This window comes from Pseudomonas sp. BIGb0558, from assembly GCF_024807515.1.
GTDB lineage: Bacteria > Pseudomonadota > Gammaproteobacteria > Pseudomonadales > Pseudomonadaceae > Aquipseudomonas > Aquipseudomonas yamanorum_A.
In genome coordinates, this window is sequence record NZ_JANUEW010000010.1 from 56,896 (window position 1) to 72,125 (window position 15,230).

Here is a 15,230-nt window from a genome sequence, read left to right on the forward strand (position 1 = left end):
ATCAGGCCACCTTGCTGGCAGCAGGCGCTGCAGTGCGTTGTGGTAATGCGTGTAGCGCCAACGCCAGCTTGTCACAGGTTTGACCAAGCGTTTGCGGGATAGCCAAACCCGCAACGAAGCGATCAGGGCGCAGTACTGCAATGGAGGATGAGCCGCGTGCGAACCACTCTTTCAGGCGCCCGGTGGTATCGCCAACGCGAATGACATCGTCGCCACCGCTGCGGGCTGCCTTGAGCTGGACGTCGGGTATGACCTGGATGAACCGCGCGCCCAGGGCTTGCCACTGTTGGAGTTGCGCGGCATTCAGCCCCCATGTCGGGTCGCAGCCCCACGCGATGATGGCGAACCCGTTGCCGATGACGTCATCAAGCAAGGCGGTTTCACCTGCTTCTGTGAGCACCTTGGGCTGTATAAACATCTTGCCTACAGGCGAAGCCTTATCCGTCGATGCGACCAATGCCCCCTGCGTGTATTGCGGCATGGGCTTAAAGCGCATTTCCAGGAAGTAGCGCTTGATAGGGGGGAGGTAGTTGAGTAACCACGAAACCCCGTCGCGCAGCGAGCCTTGCCAGCGTTTCGGTGGGGCCAGCACGTGCCCGGCAAGCACAGAAAGATCGATCATCGCTTTCGCGTGGTCGCGACGTTCCAGTTGGTAGGTATCCAGCAGGTGGTCGGCCGCCAGCCCCTTGACCACCAACGACAGCTTCCATGCCAGGTTGGACGCGTCGCGCATGCCGCTGTTGTAACCCTGTCCTTGCCACACGGGCATGATGTGCGCCGCATCACCGGCTAGCAGCAGCCGGCCTTGCCGAAACTGCCCGGCCAGCCGTGCGTTGTGGGTGTAAACCCGGCTGCGAATCAGCTCAATGTTGTCGGGGTTTGGCAGCACCTTGCCAAGCAGTTTGCGCATGCTTTCGGGCTTGGTCAGTTCTGCTTCGGTCTCGCCGGGCATGACCATAAACTCGAAGCGCCGAACGCCATGAGGCAGCGCGGCAGAAACATAGGGGCGCTTAGGATCGCAACACATGTACAGATGTGGCGTACCGAGCGGATCGTTAGCGAGGTCCAGAACGATCCACTGATTGGGTGCAGTCTTTCCTTCAAAACTGATATCGAGGACGCGGCGAACCAAACTGTTGCCGCCATCGCACGCGACCACGTAGCGGGCCCGCAAGGTATCTTCATGGCCGCTTTGGTCTTTCAGGCGCAGGCTCACTGCGGTTTCGTTTTGCTCAAAATCCTGAAGCTCAAGACCGAAGAGCACCTTGACGTTGTTGAAACGCTGCAGCCCTTCAAACAACACGCGGTCGGCCAACGGTTGGATAAATGCGTTGCGCCGCGACCAGCCAAACTCATCGGTCTTGGGCTGGATATCGGCAAAACAACGACCCCTAGGCGTCATGAAACGCATGGCGTGTGACGGCGTTGTATGCGGCAGTACTGCCTGCGCCAACCCCACCGCCTGGAAGGTGCGCAGGCTTTCGTCGTCAAGGCCAATGGCGCGGGGGTAGTCGATTAGGGTGTCGAGCTTTTCCACCACCGTAACATTCACACCACATTGGCCCAAATAGTTGGCGATCATTAGGCCGACGGGACCGGCGCCGATGATGGCAACGTCGGTGGTGTGCTCAGGAGGGTAAGCAGATGACGTGGAATTCATGTGTATCTCCGTACTGCACTTTTTGAATTTCTTGTGCAGCGGAGTATGGAAATCACCTGGGTGGTGTACAACGGCAACAGTTGCTAGTGTGCACCTAGTGCACAAGGTACATTTTCATGGTGTGGACAGTACGATGAGCGAGACCCATTACAAGTCAGTACGCGGGCTAACGCGCGGGCTGGCGCTAATTAACGCTCTAAACCGCTTCGACGGAGGGGCCAGCGTCGCCCAGTTGGCCGAGCAGAGCGGGCTGCATCGCACAACGGTACGCAGGTTGCTGGAGACGCTCCAAACCGAAGGATATGTGCGCCGCAGTGAATCAGATGACAGTTATTGTTTAAGTCTGAAAGTGCGTGAACTGAGCGAGGGGTATCGCGACGACCAGTGGATTTCGTCCCTCGCTGCGCCATTGCTTGGCGGTTTGCTACAAGAAGTTGTCTGGCCAACTGATCTATGCACGTTGGATGTCGACGCCATGGTCATACGGGAGACCACGCACCGTTTCAGTCGTTTGTCCTTTCATCGGTCGATGGTGGGCCGACGTTTGCCGTTGCTCAGCACGGCAACCGGACGGGCGTACTTTGCATTTTGTCCGCCCGCCGAACGCGAAGGGCTGATTGAGTTGATGATTAGCCGTGACGATGAACAGTCAGTGCTAGCTGCAGACCGGCGTTTCGTAGATCGCCTTGTGGACCACACGCTTGCTAAAGGCTATGGGGAAAACCGATCTCATTGGGCTGAAGAGCGCAAAATTGCTGCCATTGCAGTTCCGGTCGTTCATGAGGAGAGGGTGATGGCCTGCCTGAACCTTGTCTACATCGCTAAAGCGATGCCAATTGAGGAAGCCGCTCGCCGGTACCTGCCAGCCATGCGCCATGTTGTGCAGCTGATTCAGGCTGGGATGACGTGACGCCAGCAAGCGCGAAGGAGATAGGTCGGTAACTTTACTCCATCGCTCACACGCCGCCTCTAGTCTCGAGCCCGCGAGAGTTCGTTGACCACGGCATCGAAGAGAAGTCTGCTGGTCGTTTCTACATCCTTGCGCGCGACCTGCTGTGCGGCCAGAGAGAGCGCGCCCTGTGACGCAGCCCACACTGCGCGCGCCGCCATATCGACGGGCTGATTAAAGCGCCCTGTATCGACTAAACGCTGCACTCTGGCCTTCATTAGCGCGTAACCCTCCGCGCCCAAGTCAGGGTTGGCGCCCACGTGTTGCGCGAACAGTGCATAAAGGGAAGGTCGCTTCAGCGCGAACTCCACGGCCACATCCCAACCGAAACGCAGTTGTTCCACTAAGTCGGCGGTGTCGGCAGGGGCGCGTTTGCGTTTCATAAAATCGGCCATTGCGCGTCGCACGAGTGCCAACTCCAGCCCGACCTTGTCGCCGAAGTGGTGGTAAAGCGTTGGCGCTTTGACGCCGGCAGCTTCACAAACCGCTCGCGTGGTTAACCTCACAGGGCCGTGCTGCTCAAGCAACCCGGCGGCTGCGTCCAAGATTACCGTTTCAGTATCCATGTCTAATTCAAATTCTATGTTGGCGGCATGAGGATCCAATGCTTGCTTACTATGTATCACCGATATACCTTATGTATATCTATGATATAGAGGTGTCACATGAAATCCACATGCTTGGTTACGGGGGGCTCCGGCTTTGTCGGTAGCCGACTTATCCAAATTCTACAGCAGCATGGGTGGCAGGTGCGCGCCCTGGCGCGCAGTGATGAAGCGCTGCGAACTGTTCGCGCACTGGGCGCTGAACCTGTGCGAGGGTCGTTGGAAGACCGAGCTTCCTTGATCGCTGCTGCACAGGGGTGCAGCGTAGTCTTCCACGTAGCGGCACATTTCAGGCTATGGGGCGACTGGGCTGAGTTCGAGCGTTCGAATGTGCAAGGTACCCGTAACGTTCTGGATGCGGCTGCAAGCGCATCCGTCGAGCGCTTTGTGCAGTTGGGTGCGGCAGCAGTCGTAATGGGGGATCTTGAGCCGATGTTCGGCGTAAATGAAGCGTTGCCTCGGCAGGAGCGCGACTGGGCACCCTACAGCGCCTCCAAGGCGCGCAGTGAAACGCTGGTGCTAGCCGCCAATCGCCCGGGGGTTTTCGAAACCGTGGTTGTACGTCCCCCGATGATTTGGGGGCCAAATATGCCGACCTTGGATCACATGATCGAGACCGTGAAGGCAGGTCAATTCCGCTGGGTCGGCGGTGGTTCGCAAGCGATGTCCACCGCACACGTCGACAACGTCTGTCTAGCGCTCGAACTGGCAGCAGAGAAAGGCCCTGGCGGCGAGGCCTATTTCGTCAGTGATGGAAACGACAGCACGCTTAAAAACGTGATCTCTGGCCTGCTACAGACGCGCGGCATTGCACCACCGCGTTCCTCCGCTCCGTTGCCAGTGGCCTGGGCGATGGCCAGCGTAACGGAGTGGGTATGGCGCACGTTCTCACGTCCGGGTGAACCGCCGATGACGCGCCAAATGCTGCGCCTGATTGGCGCGCCATTCACGCTGGACATCGGTAAAGCCCGGCGCGACTTGGGTTATGTGCCCGTTATTTCGAGAGAGCAGGGGCTCGAGGCGATGAGGTCCAGCTAAGTCAGATTGCTCTGCCAAAACAACGTGCGCAGCACTGGGCAGTCGTCCAGCGGCATCAACCTTGGGGCGTTTCATGCGAAGGCGGGTTACGGAAATAAAGGCGAGAGCGCGGCGCGCGGGCGCATTCCTTTCCGGTATGACCATGCTGGTAGGGCTGGTAGGGCTGCTCGGCTGTACGACGCAACATGCCGACCCGGCGACCAATCACTTTGATGGGCGCAAGTTCCGAAACGCCGAGCCGCCCCCTGCATATGCATTTTGGGGCTTCTTACGCTGGCCACTGTTCGAGCTGGGTGTAGCTTGTCCGAGAAGTGTTCAGTGACCATGACCGCCCGCCCCTGCGTGTCTGTGGCAACATCATTAGTATGTTCTACGTCGGGCACGCCACCGTTGCACTGCAGGTGGTAGGCATGAGTATTTTGACGGATCCGGTTTTGGCCGAGCGGGCGTCACCGGTTTTATACGCCAGTCCCAAGCGTGTGCGTAACCCAGCGTGGAACTTGAGGACCTGCCCGCAATAGACTTGGCGCTCGTCTCTCACAACCACTACGACCACTACGACCACTACGACCACTTGGACGCTGCCGCACTCGTGCGGCTTTGGCGGCCTGACCGTTTCTTCATAGTTACGGCATTGGGCTATCTGAGCTCAGTGCGCGAAAAGTACAAAAACCTGCGGGCTGTCGAACTCGAATGGGGAGAGGCAGTTGATAGGCGGACCTTCGCATCGCCGCTGAACCAATGCAACAGTGGGCCGTATTCGTGGTGAAAAAAACACCGGTCGGCTCGATCTATTTTGCTGGTGACATCAGTTACGGGAGTGATGAGTATTCCCAGTCTTCGTGGCGCTGTACAGCCAAACGGTAAGCCGCTCCATGTACAGGGTTTTAGCGGCATTCAACAAGGTTGCGATACGCAATGCCAGGCACTTCAGGCCTCAAGTCGATTAGGTGTGCGCCTGGTTGGCTTGGATCCGGCGATGAACTGGTGTACCGCCAGGAGTACCCAAAAGTGCCGGGTTTGACTGAGGCTCCCGGGGTTAAGTAGCCTCGGGAGTGGTTACTGGATTGTCTAAGTGAAGCGACGGATCGCAGGATACCAAGGACATTTCGCTTGCTCGCCATTGCACGGAGAAGACCAATGTGCCGGCGAGCAGCAAACAATGGGTTGAGGTATTTCGGCGATTGAGTTTAGGACTGAGGGTTGAGGGGACTGGTTGATGCGGTATGTCCGGTACCTATGGTCATGAATCACGTAATCAGGAGACATCGCCGACTATTTTTGATCAGTCATGGAAACTGAAGCTTGCAGATGACATAGGAGGAGAGCCCTTTGCTACTGGTTACTCGTGCCGTAGCCAGGTGAAACGCCTTTCTGATCGAGCCTTGAGGCACCCACTGGAGATGCTTCTGGAGGTGTATCGGGACATCTAGGCAAACGACTGTTTTTGGCCGATCAGGATGTGCTGTACCTATCGATGTACCCATAAACCGCATACTCCACACGACGAAGCAAACATTGCGCATCGTGTTCACCTCGAAGCCCGGCGGCATCCACCATTCCTTTAATGATGGCGAGCAGGTCCTCGCATAATTGATTATTAGTCACCGGCGCCAGCGAAGTGTCTTTAAGCAAGTTACACAGAATATTCGAGATAGCTGTCCCCGCTTGATTCACGTCTTCCTGTATAGGCAGCCTTGCCTCTTCGATGTCCAGCATCCGGGCCAGAACAGGCCGTCGCAGTTGGTGCCGAACAGCAATTTCAAGCATTCCTTGCAAGGCCGCCATACCTTTTGAGGTTGCTTCCAAGGCAGCGAGCTCAGCAAGTAGTAACCCCATCTCTCTCTCAATCAGCGCACGCGTAATTGATGTCTTGTTCGGAAAGTATTGGTACAGGGATCCAATGCTTACGCCAGCGTACTGGGCAATAGCGTTTGTTGAATAGCCAGCAAAGCCTGCCGTTTCAAGAATGTGAGCTGCACCTTCCAGAATCGCCGCGACTGTGCTTGAGGAGCGGCTCTGTCTTGGCGTTTTTCGAGGGTTTAGCGTTGTTTCGATAGAAGGTTTTTTCATAGTGGGAAGGCGAGTTGTCAACGTGAGGTTTTGCTCACATTCTATTGTCTTAGCAACCAGATAGCGACCACTATGAAAACGCCCGTTGATGATTTGATAATGCTACGGCCATACGTTGTAGCGGCAGTTGAGCGAGCTGGCAGCTTGCTTCTATCGCGCTTTAGAGCGTCTGCGAGACCGGCAGACATTGAGAGTATTTTGACTTCGATTGAGGAAAACGACGCTGCTGTTATCCATCCCTTGCGCGAGGCTCTATTGGCTGCATTGCCAGGCAGCCGCTGGGTGGAAAATGAGGAAGGTGAGGGCGCAATGCCGGCGGGAGATTGGTGGATCGTCGATCCAGTGGAAGGAAATATTAATCATATCCACGGGCGGAATGGTTGGGGTGTGACCGCTACGCTAATTCGGGACGGCGCAGCGGTGCTCACCGTTGCAACGGTTCCACTGGCCGGGGAAATCTACACGGCTATTGAAGGCAACGGTGCTTTTCTGAATGACGTTGCGCTTGTTACTTCAGCGAAGCGGGAGCTGAACGCCGCGATTGTGGGGACCTGTCAGGCTCGCCCTGGGGAAGATGTCGCCACCTACGCCCGTGTGGGCTGCTCAGTAGAAGTCATGCTGGCAAATGCGTTGCTCGTTCGCATGTCGGTTCCCTCTACCCTCGAATTGCTCGAAGTCGCATCAGGAAAGATCGATGCGTTCTGGCAGTTCAGCCAAATTCGCTCCGGCCTTGCTTCGGGCGCTCTTTTGGTTAAAGAGGCAGGCGGAAGTGTGTCTGATTGCCGAGGTGAAAAATGGACTTTTGAGAGCAAGGATTTTGTTGCTGCCGCTCCTGGTGTGCACGCTGTAATGATCGAGTGCCTTAACCAAACCCAACATTTGACCGTAGAGCAGTGCGTATGAAAACTTACGCAGTTGTGGGCGCAAGCAGTGGGACAGGGCGCTATCTGACTCAGTTACTTGCAGACAGAGGTGACAGGGTCCGAGCCATTTCTCGTCATCCGCCTGAGCAGCGGTCAGGTGTAGAGCCGTATGCAGCTGACGTAACTGATCGTGATGCCACAAACGTGGCACTCGCATCCCCCTTCGATGCCGTATTTTTCACCGTCGACATTCATGGTCTGACACAGTCCCGCGAGTCTATTCGTGCTGTGATGTATGATGGGTGTGTCAACGTGATGAACGCGGCGCTGGCGGGTGGAGCCAAGCGTTTCGTACTGCTTTCCGTCATAGGTGCCGATCAACCATCGTGGGTGTGGTGGATTTTGAACTCCTTGAAGCGCGGGATGCAGCGAAATATCGTCGACCGGGAACAAGCCCTGAAAGCGTCTGGGATGCCATATGTCATCATTCGCGCACCAAAGCTTAAAGACGGGCCTGTAGGCACTATGCCCCTCGCGGCCACGCCGTCTCGGCATCGACTGGATATGAAGTTGGGTATTTTTCGATCTGAACTGGCTATGGCGCTTCTCGCTGCAGCTGACGGAGCTCCGAAAAACTCTCAGTGGGACGTGTTTACCGCCGAGGCCGGCCCGGTAACAGCGTGGCTAGATTCAATCAAAGGAAGCGGGCGAATATGATGCTCGTAGTGAAAGCGAGCATGCGTAAAGCTTCTGTAAGCAAGCCTTGAGAGTTCTCAGGTTGGACATCACGGAACAAACGGGTGTCCGGCTTCATTAGGCCACTACAAGATGCATCGGTCGCCTTTCAGCCGGTATCCGGCCGCCTAGATAGCGATGCCTCTGTTCTTCCCTTGCCGCCACGGCCGAAGGGAAGCCCGTGGCCGACGCTTTCGCAGATGACGGGGCACTCTACAGCCCTGAACATTCGAAATCGATAGCACTGCACACTGCAGAAATTCGTAGCGTCGTCCGTTTCAGCCGTGCTTTGTAAGGGTCTGGCAGACACACCTTGCTGATGCTTAAACTGCTACCTTTCGTTTTTGGGTGTGATGGAGCCTACTTATAGGGTAAGCGTCTGGCGATGTCACCTGCATCACCCAGTATCACTCATGTGAAGATTGCGTTCAGCCAGGTGCTCCCTTTTCATCCATAAAATCGTCTAGAAAATTATTGAGGCGCGCATGCCTAACTGCTGCCCATCAAGCATCTCCAGCTGTCTGAAATCCCGAAGCAAGCTTGAGTAACATTGTGTGGAAATGTTCAATGGTGAAACGCCTGCCCTGATAATCCCTGCCTACGGCTTGGGTTTGTAAAGTCGTACAGCGCAGAGCCCATCAGCCCAGCAGTGTAGAAGCAGCGTGCGACCCCTACCATACCGATGGCGTCTAACCGGTTACTGTCCTGGAGAATTTTGGCCTCCAGGCGTAGGGGCTCTAACCCTGCTGAAAAGCTGTGGGTCTTTACCGCGTGAGCAACTCGCCCAATTCGTGATGCAGATCCTGACCCTGGGTTGAAACTTTCGCATAGCCGATAAGCTGAACTAAATTTTGCATGTGGCACCAGTCGCATAATTTGTCGCATAAAATCTACCATCTGCGACAGACATATGCGACGAGTTGGCGCCACCAAAACTGGTCCTGGCTGACATGTCGCACAATTTAGGGGATGCGCGAAAAAATGGAAGTGATCCCGAAGCACGTTCAAAAATTAACGTCCGTGGCAACGGAGTCGTTCGCCTCAGCGCACCTTAAGCTTTAGCAAGTTCTCGGTACCGAACGCTTGATAAATACCGGCGGTTACTTGGGCTAGTATTTGGTTCATCTGTTCAACATGTTCGCCCATTCCTAAACAGTCGACAGTGGTTCGTGCTTGACGTGTGCCATCCGGGGCTTCGACCAGGCTGAGTATCGTTTTGGAGACGTTGGCCGGATCTTGGTCCGGCCGGGTGGCGAGTAGAGCCTCATAGGCTTTCAAAGCCTGCTCTGGTACATGAGAAAAGTCGCCGTATTGTTCTAAGCGAGTGCGGTCTTGAGGTAATACTAAATTGTCGATCCATGAGGTAGCGAAGCCGCCCGGCTCGACTAATACGAAGTCGACGCCGTACTGCGACAGCTCTGCTCGATACGTATCGCTCAGGCTTTCTACAGCCCATTTTGTCGCGCTATAGGGACCGTAAAATGGCAGTGATAAACGTCCCAGCAAACTGGAAACGTTGATGACGAGCCCCGTTCCCTGCTCGCGTAGCGTCGGCAACACGCCGCGAATCATGCGATGCACACCCACAACATTGATATCGAACAGCTTCAGCATCTGATCGGCACTGAACCCCTCGGTCAGCCCGTGGGTGCCTGTGCCCGCGACGTTGATCAATGCATCAAGGCCGCTCAGGGCCTCGATTGCTGTAGTAACACCTTGGGCGACACTGGCGTCATCCGTAACGTCAATTTCGATGACGGTCGCGCCGGCATCTCGTAACGTTTTAGTGACCGGGGCGTTTCGGCCCTGAGGCTCACGTAATGTCGCTGCAACGTGGTGGCCGGCCTTCAGTAACGCTTGAACCGTGAGCAGACCAAACGCGCCATTGGCGCCGGTGATCAGTATTTTCTTTCCCATGCGTTCGTCACTCAATAATGGCTAGAAGTGCTAGTATCAACATCGTGATAAACCGAACAACTAGCCGATTTAAAATCTATGGTTCAAGAAAACAGAACAATTGATTTCCGTGAACTTCAAGCCTTTATCAGCGTTGTTCGCGCGGGCGGTATCACCGCTGCAGCCGCAAGTTTAGGCGTGTCAAAGTCCACTGTTTCCATGCAGATCACGCGTTTGGAAAAACGGCTAGGCACGCGCTTGCTTACGCGCAGTTCGCGCCAGGTTGCCTTGACGCGTGAAGGCGAACAGTTGCTGCCGCGTATTCAATCGCTTCTGGCCGAGACCGTGCATTTGCTCGAAGAAGCGGGCAGGACGACGGCGATGCCCCGTGGAACCGTGAGAGTTGCGTTAACTCCAGCTCTCGGCGGGAGGGTGTTGGAACACCTGGTGCCATCTCTCAAAAAACACTATCCCGAGGTACGCCTGGTGGTGGTACCGACCTATGAGTTCAACGACTTGCAGGATCCTGCATTCGATTTTGCTATCCGGATCGGCAAAATTCATGACGAGGACCTAGTCGCAGATAGGGTCGGAAGTTTTTCGCGCATTCTGGTTTGTGCAAGCTCGCATCCTGCGGCGCAAATGAGAGTTATTGACAGCCTCAGCGAGGCAGCGATCTTGAACTTTTCGGGACGCTCGACCCATGTTGATTGGCGGTTGGAGCCTATCGCCGGCTCCGCTCAGCCCGTGACGCTGGATTGCGAGGCACTCTTCACTGTTCAGGACTTTGATCTGCTGTTGCGATTGGTCCGACTAGGCCAAGGTGTGGCTTTGGTTCCGGATTTCATGGTTCGGGCTGATATCGCTAGTGGTCGACTTGTACATGTACTCGGGCAATGGAGATCGCTCCCTATGGACGTGATGCTGGCTTATCGCGCAGGAACTTCACGTCTAGGAAGAGTGGCCGCAGTGCTGGAGCAAACACGGTTAGCTTTGGCGCTAGTGCTCAGCGGAGAAGGGGCAGGGGCATAAGCAGCGTAAGCGTACGGGGAATACGCCTTGCGCAGATCAGTCCGGCATCCACCGATGCGGCATTAGCCGTTCGATCTCGCTGGCCTTCTGCGTCGGCAACCGCATCAGCACATCCTTGAGATACGCGTACGGATCATGCCCGTTCATGCGCGCCGACTGGATCAGGCTCATGATCGCCGCAGCCCGTTTACCACTACGCAGCGATCCAGCGAAGAGCCAGTTCGACCTACCGAGTGCCCACGGCCTGATCTGGTTCTCCACGGCATTGTTGTCGATGGGCACGGCACCATCATCCAGATAGCGCGTCAGCGCTACCCAGCGTTTCAAGCTGTAATCCAGTGCTTTGGCCGTGGCCGATCCCTCGGGCACAAGCGCGCGCTGAGCCAGCATCCACTCATGCAACTTTTCAGCGATGGGCACCGCTATTTCCTGGCGTAATCGCCAGCGATCTTCATCGTTCATGTCCTTGGCCTGCCGTTCGACTTCGTACAAGCCGCCAATGGAGTGCAGCGCTTGCTCTGCCAACTGGCTTTTGTTCGCCACATGCAGGTCGAAAAACTTGCGCCGGGAATGGGCCATGCAGCCGATTTCGGTGATGCCCTGCTCGAAGCCAGCTTTGTAGCCTGCGAAGTCATCGCACACCAGCTTGCCGTTCCAGGTGTCCAGGAAGTTGCGCGCATGTTCGCCTGCACGGCTGGGGCTGAAGTCGTAGACCACCGCTCTCAGTGCCGAGAATGGTGTCGTGCAGTAGGCCCAGACGTACGCTCGTTGTGTTTTCTTTTCGCCCGGTGCCAGCATCTGCACCGGTGTTTCATCGGCATGGACAACTTGCTGGGCCAACACGGCTTCGCGCAGTGCATCGACCAGCGGTTGCAGTTGCACGCCGGTTTGGCCAACCCACTGGGCCAGCGTCGAGCGCGGGATCGCCAGGCCGGCACGGCCGAAAATTTTTTCCTGCCGATACAGCGGCAGATGGTCGGCGAACTTGGCCACCATGACGTGGGCCAACAAGCCAGCAGTGGGGATGCCCTTGTCGATCACCTGTGCCGGTACCGGTGCCTGAATCAGTGTTTCGCACTGGCGGCAGACCCACTTGCCACGTACATGTTGCTCAACCGTGAACACGCCGGGGGTGTAATTCAGCTTCTCGCTGACGTCTTCACCGATGCGCTGAAGTTGGCAGCCGCAGGAGCACTCAGTGTTCTCCGGCTCGTGATGAATGACGGTACGAGGAAACTGCGGCGGCAACGGCGCGCGCTTGGGTTGTTGGCGTGGTTCGTCCGGTGCCGGGGCGGGACGAAGTGCTTTCAACTCGGCGTCGATGGCTTCGAGGTCGGTGCTGAGCAAGTCATCCAACAAGCTGCCTTGCGCCGTGCTGATCTGCTCACTGCGCTTGGCAAACTTGTGGCGTTTAAGGATGGCGATCTCGTGAGAGAGCTGCTCGATGACGGTCTTGTCGCGGCGGCTCTCTCGGCCCATGGTATCGACCTTCGACAGCAACTGCGCAGCGAGTGTGCGCAGTTGATCGGGCGTCATTTGGTCGAGATCGGGCGAGGAAGTCATGCCGTGGATTTTACCCAAACAGCCCAGCTGGCACAGCTAAAAGACCCGATTCAGAGCAACGTAATTGCGCCGTTTGCGCCAACCCGCTGCCAAGGCAGGCCCAGCACCAGTGCTTGAAGTTGTTCGGCGTCCAGTTCAACTTCATGGCCTCGGTGCGTGCCAGGCCAATGAAACTTACCTTGGTTTAACCGCCGCGCGGCCAGCCAGATACCCACGCCGTCGTGCACCAGTACTTTCATCCGATTGGCACGGCGGTTGGCGAAGAGATAAGCGCAGTGTGGCTTCGCCGCACCGAACACGGCGACCACGCGGGCCAGTGCTGTGTCCGTGCCAGCGCGCATGTCCATGGGCTCGGTGGCGAGCCAGATGGCGTCGATGCGGATCATTGTGAAAGGCTACGGATAAAGCGGGCACAGCCGTCCGGGTCGGAGACAGGCCATTTGACCGTGATGGTTTGAGTGCCCAGCGGCAGTGCGATAACCACCACCTCATCAGCGTGCCGCTTGGGCATGGGTTGCAGTGGTACGAATGCAGGAAGTGGCGCGACGGGTTTATCACGGTAAATCGGCAGCCACTTGCGAATCACGTTGGCATTGATGCCGTGGCTGATGGCGACGCTGGAAACTGATGCACCGGGTTTCAGGCATTCCTGCACGACGTGGGCCTTGAAGGGTTTGGGATAGGAGCTTCGTTGGCGCATGGAAATCCTGGCGATAAGGGTGATCGCGTCCGCTTAAAATGATCTGACCCCGAAGTTGGACACCTTCTATGCCCGCCGTGCTTGAGTCCGGTATTCCACAGGGCTCAGGCCGCTTAGTTTCAGCCTGATTCGCGAATGATTGTAGTAGTGTATGTAGTCCTCTATACCTGCTTCAAGCTCATCGAGACTGTTGAATTTGTTCAGGAAAAAGAACTCTGATTTCAACGTGCCAAAAAAGCTTTCCATAGCCGCATTGTCATAACAGTTTCCTTTGCGGGACATGCTTGGCTTTACCGCACGCTCGTTCAGCACGCGGCGGTAGATAGGCATCCGGTACTGCCATCCCTGGTCGGAATGCAAGATTGGTTTATCGCGTGGCCGCAGCCTCTCAAAAGCCTGCCGCAGCATCGAACCAACCATGTCGAACAGCGGGCGCCTCGCGGTCTTGAAGGCGATTATTTCGCCGTTATAGAGTAAGCGGATGGGGAACACGCCTTCAAACTCCCAGCAGTAATGGCGATGGTGTCCGCGTATTTAGGCGGATGCAATTACCCTCAATATCAGGATAGTCTTATGCCAACGTAAGTCTTAACCGAAATTCTTTAAGTCTCAGGTCGTCCAAAAATGCCAAGAACTCGGTCAGTCGCGGACATCGCGTTGAGTCATGACATCGCCTCTTGCTGAAAGCGACTGGGCTAGCGCGCGTTCTGCATCGCTATGGCGACAAACCGTTATTACCAGTAGGCCGTCCTTGTACAAGCGCGTCAGATGGCGTTCTCCCTAACCGCTTGCCAGGTCGTAGAAACCTCCGGCTTGAAGCCGAGGCTTCTGGCCAATGAACCGTCCATGACTCCAAACCAAGGTTTCACGAGCGGCGAATCAACGGTATCCATCGCGGAGCCGGCTATGTTGCTTAGTTCTAGAACGCTCATAGGCGACTCGTCTACCACATTGATTGTGGCCTCATCCAAGCGTCCACTCAGTCCCATATGCACAACATTAGCTATGTCACGGTGGTGGATCATGCTCAAGCGGTTTGATGGGTGCAAGTCCATTAACTTTGCGATGTGCGGAATTTGCGCAACATGGCCGTCATTATCTCCGTAGACGAATCCGAAGCGCAGAATGGACCAGGTTAGCCCACTTTCACGGAGCAAGATTTCAGCAGCGATTTTACTAGCTGGATAATCACGCGCAGAGCTAACGCTATCACTTTCCCCGGAAGGGCGGTGATTATTGTCCGCATAAACAAGGCCGGTACTTGCCATTATAAATCGAGCATTCGGCGCAAACTGCTTCGTAACCGCGATCAGATTCCGTGTGCCCTCAAGGTTGACGTTCCATATCTGGGAAGCATCAGGTGTCCGTAGAACCGCCGCTAGATGTACTATAGCGTCAACGCCCTCTACAGCTTTGATCAGTGATTTCTGATCTAGCACATCTCCTTCGAAGACGGTGACCCCATCTGGAGCTGTCTTTCCTGGGCGAATCAACACACGACATTCGAAACCTGATTCTGAAAGGCGGGGTAATAGGCGAGTGCCAACGAGGCCTGTGCTGCCAGTGACGAGAACTTTCATCTTTCAACTCCTTTGTTGATAAGGCCATTAAGGCGCTCTGTGCCAGTGCTAAGAACTCGAACAACGACCGCAAGGTCATCGCTGGGAATTCCTTCGAAAGCGGTTTTCAGGATGAGATCAATCGGATCAGGCAATACTTGCCATAAGGCTTGTCCCGCCGGAGTGATGGATAAAATCTTCTGGCGCTGGTCTTTACTGTCGGTTGCCTGCTCCACGAGTCCTTTGCGTACCAATGCGGAGGTAACGCCACTGAGCGTCGTCTTTTCAATATTTAGATACGCCAAAAAATCCCGCTGAGGCGTCGGCCCGGCATTGATCAACTGCCACAATACGTACCATTGCGTTGAACCGAGATCGTACGGCTTCAACATAGCTTCGATTACCGAACGCGCAGCCTGGTGATATTTCTTTGCCCAGGCACCGGCCGAATTCTGTTGGGAGAAATTCAAGTAGACTCCATTATAGTGCGCTACCGGACTATTATGGTTCGGTAGCGTACTATGTCAAGGAGGGATGTGCTGTTTCTGATAAACAGT

Annotated in this window: 15 protein-coding genes and 3 pseudogenes; 7 read left to right on the forward strand and 11 right to left on the reverse strand. The window is 55.8% G+C overall.

Annotated elements, in window-relative coordinates; genetic code table 11:
* Nucleotide 1: 1 nt before the first annotated feature.
* Complete coding sequence (locus M2400_RS14555; RefSeq protein ID WP_259196462.1) at nt 2-1,660, reverse strand: bifunctional 3-(3-hydroxy-phenyl)propionate/3-hydroxycinnamic acid hydroxylase; 1,659 nt, start codon at nt 1,658-1,660, stop codon at nt 2-4.
* Between the two features lie 133 nt (nt 1,661-1,793).
* On the opposite strand from M2400_RS14555, the gene M2400_RS14560 reads away from it, so the two are divergent.
* On the forward strand, nt 1,794-2,570 hold the full coding sequence (locus M2400_RS14560; protein WP_259196463.1) for a DNA-binding transcriptional regulator: 777 nt from the start codon (nt 1,794-1,796) through the stop codon (nt 2,568-2,570).
* Nucleotides 2,571-2,629: 59 nt separating this feature from the next.
* On the opposite strand, the gene M2400_RS14565 is transcribed toward M2400_RS14560, so the two are convergent.
* Nucleotides 2,630-3,175 (reverse strand): TetR/AcrR family transcriptional regulator, encoded by a 546-nt coding sequence (locus tag M2400_RS14565; RefSeq protein WP_259196464.1) that lies wholly within the window; start codon nt 3,173-3,175, stop codon nt 2,630-2,632.
* 99 nt (nt 3,176-3,274) lie between these two features.
* Here M2400_RS14565 and M2400_RS14570 point away from each other — a divergent pair, with 99 nt between their 5' ends.
* From M2400_RS14570 to M2400_RS14575, 3 genes and pseudogenes are all read left to right on the forward strand, one after another.
* The gene (locus tag M2400_RS14570) at nt 3,275-4,252 is read left to right on the forward strand and encodes an NAD(P)-dependent oxidoreductase (protein ID WP_259196465.1); all 978 of its coding nucleotides are present in this window, start codon (nt 3,275-3,277) and stop codon (nt 4,250-4,252) included.
* Between the two features lie 493 nt (nt 4,253-4,745).
* Nucleotides 4,746-5,021, forward strand: a complete 276-nt coding sequence (locus M2400_RS33595) for an MBL fold metallo-hydrolase (RefSeq protein WP_405046186.1) — start codon at nt 4,746-4,748, stop codon at nt 5,019-5,021.
* A 90-nt stretch (nt 5,022-5,111) separates the two neighbouring features.
* A pseudogene (locus M2400_RS14575) lies at nt 5,112-5,685 on the forward strand (hypothetical protein); the annotation flags it as partial.
* Nucleotides 5,686-5,707: 22 nt separating this feature from the next.
* Here M2400_RS14575 and M2400_RS14580 read toward each other — a convergent pair.
* Nucleotides 5,708-6,325 (reverse strand): TetR/AcrR family transcriptional regulator, encoded by a 618-nt coding sequence (locus M2400_RS14580; RefSeq protein ID WP_259196466.1) that lies wholly within the window; start codon nt 6,323-6,325, stop codon nt 5,708-5,710.
* A 99-nt stretch (nt 6,326-6,424) separates the two neighbouring features.
* Here M2400_RS14580 and M2400_RS14585 point away from each other — a divergent pair, with 99 nt between their 5' ends.
* The gene (locus M2400_RS14585) at nt 6,425-7,228 is read left to right on the forward strand and encodes an inositol monophosphatase family protein (protein ID WP_259196579.1); all 804 of its coding nucleotides are present in this window, start codon (nt 6,425-6,427) and stop codon (nt 7,226-7,228) included.
* Nucleotides 7,225-7,905, forward strand: coding sequence for an NAD(P)H-binding protein (locus tag M2400_RS14590; protein WP_259196467.1), 681 nt, complete (start codon nt 7,225-7,227; stop codon nt 7,903-7,905). Before M2400_RS14585 ends, M2400_RS14590 begins: the two co-directional genes overlap by 4 nt.
* Before the next feature lie 446 nt (nt 7,906-8,351).
* On the opposite strand, the pseudogene M2400_RS33410 reads toward M2400_RS14590, so the two are convergent.
* Nucleotides 8,352-8,715, reverse strand: a pseudogene (locus M2400_RS33410) (phosphohydrolase); the annotation flags it as partial.
* Nucleotides 8,716-8,964: 249 nt separating this feature from the next.
* The gene (locus tag M2400_RS14600; RefSeq protein WP_259196468.1) at nt 8,965-9,840 is read right to left on the reverse strand and encodes an SDR family oxidoreductase; all 876 of its coding nucleotides are present in this window, start codon (nt 9,838-9,840) and stop codon (nt 8,965-8,967) included.
* Nucleotides 9,841-9,918: 78 nt separating this feature from the next.
* Here M2400_RS14600 and M2400_RS14605 point away from each other — a divergent pair, with 78 nt between their 5' ends.
* The gene (locus tag M2400_RS14605) at nt 9,919-10,851 is read left to right on the forward strand and encodes a LysR family transcriptional regulator (protein ID WP_259196469.1); all 933 of its coding nucleotides are present in this window, start codon (nt 9,919-9,921) and stop codon (nt 10,849-10,851) included.
* Between the two features lie 36 nt (nt 10,852-10,887).
* Here the strand turns inward: M2400_RS14605 and tnpC are convergent, their stop codons facing one another.
* From tnpC to M2400_RS14635, 6 genes and pseudogenes are all read right to left on the reverse strand, one after another.
* Entirely contained in the window at nt 10,888-12,414 is a 1,527-nt protein-coding gene (tnpC, locus tag M2400_RS14610) for an IS66 family transposase (protein ID WP_259196470.1), read from the reverse strand.
* Between the two features lie 50 nt (nt 12,415-12,464).
* Complete coding sequence (gene tnpB / locus M2400_RS14615) at nt 12,465-12,800, reverse strand: IS66 family insertion sequence element accessory protein TnpB (protein WP_167055474.1); 336 nt, start codon at nt 12,798-12,800, stop codon at nt 12,465-12,467.
* Nucleotides 12,797-13,114: an IS66-like element accessory protein TnpA gene (gene tnpA / locus M2400_RS14620; protein WP_259196472.1), complete on the reverse strand. Its 318-nt coding sequence runs from the start codon at nt 13,112-13,114 to the stop codon at nt 12,797-12,799. The genes tnpB and tnpA overlap by 4 nt, the downstream gene beginning before the upstream one ends.
* 66 nt (nt 13,115-13,180) lie before the next feature.
* A pseudogene (locus M2400_RS14625) lies at nt 13,181-13,600 on the reverse strand (IS3 family transposase); the annotation flags it as partial.
* 278 nt (nt 13,601-13,878) lie between these two features.
* Complete coding sequence (locus M2400_RS14630; protein WP_259196474.1) at nt 13,879-14,694, reverse strand: NAD(P)-dependent oxidoreductase; 816 nt, start codon at nt 14,692-14,694, stop codon at nt 13,879-13,881.
* Nucleotides 14,691-15,143: a MarR family winged helix-turn-helix transcriptional regulator gene (locus M2400_RS14635; protein WP_259196475.1), complete on the reverse strand. Its 453-nt coding sequence runs from the start codon at nt 15,141-15,143 to the stop codon at nt 14,691-14,693. Before M2400_RS14635 ends, M2400_RS14630 begins: the two co-directional genes overlap by 4 nt.
* Nucleotides 15,144-15,230 lie beyond the last annotated feature (87 nt).

Bases quoted from the DNA above. Each gene is read 5' to 3' on its own strand.
- M2400_RS14580 (WP_259196466.1), bottom strand. From the start codon at position 6,325: ATGAAAAAACCTTCTATCGAAACAACGCTAAACCCTCGAAAAACGCCA.
- M2400_RS14630 (WP_259196474.1), bottom strand. From the start codon at position 14,694: ATGAAAGTTCTCGTCACTGGCAGCACAGGCCTCGTTGGCACTCGCCTA.
- M2400_RS14570 (WP_259196465.1), top strand. From the start codon at position 3,275: ATGAAATCCACATGCTTGGTTACGGGGGGCTCCGGCTTTGTCGGTAGC.
- M2400_RS14590 (WP_259196467.1), top strand. From the start codon at position 7,225: ATGAAAACTTACGCAGTTGTGGGCGCAAGCAGTGGGACAGGGCGCTAT.
- M2400_RS14555 (WP_259196462.1), bottom strand. From the start codon at position 1,660: ATGAATTCCACGTCATCTGCTTACCCTCCTGAGCACACCACCGACGTT.
- M2400_RS14585 (WP_259196579.1), top strand. From the start codon at position 6,425: ATGCTACGGCCATACGTTGTAGCGGCAGTTGAGCGAGCTGGCAGCTTG.
- M2400_RS14605 (WP_259196469.1), top strand. From the start codon at position 9,919: ATGGTTCAAGAAAACAGAACAATTGATTTCCGTGAACTTCAAGCCTTT.
- M2400_RS14560 (WP_259196463.1), top strand. From the start codon at position 1,794: ATGAGCGAGACCCATTACAAGTCAGTACGCGGGCTAACGCGCGGGCTG.
- tnpA (WP_259196472.1), bottom strand. From the start codon at position 13,114: ATGCGCCAACGAAGCTCCTATCCCAAACCCTTCAAGGCCCACGTCGTG.
- tnpC (WP_259196470.1), bottom strand. From the start codon at position 12,414: ATGACTTCCTCGCCCGATCTCGACCAAATGACGCCCGATCAACTGCGC.
- M2400_RS14565 (WP_259196464.1), bottom strand. From the start codon at position 3,175: ATGGATACTGAAACGGTAATCTTGGACGCAGCCGCCGGGTTGCTTGAG.
- tnpB (WP_167055474.1), bottom strand. From the start codon at position 12,800: ATGATCCGCATCGACGCCATCTGGCTCGCCACCGAGCCCATGGACATG.
- M2400_RS14600 (WP_259196468.1), bottom strand. From the start codon at position 9,840: ATGGGAAAGAAAATACTGATCACCGGCGCCAATGGCGCGTTTGGTCTG.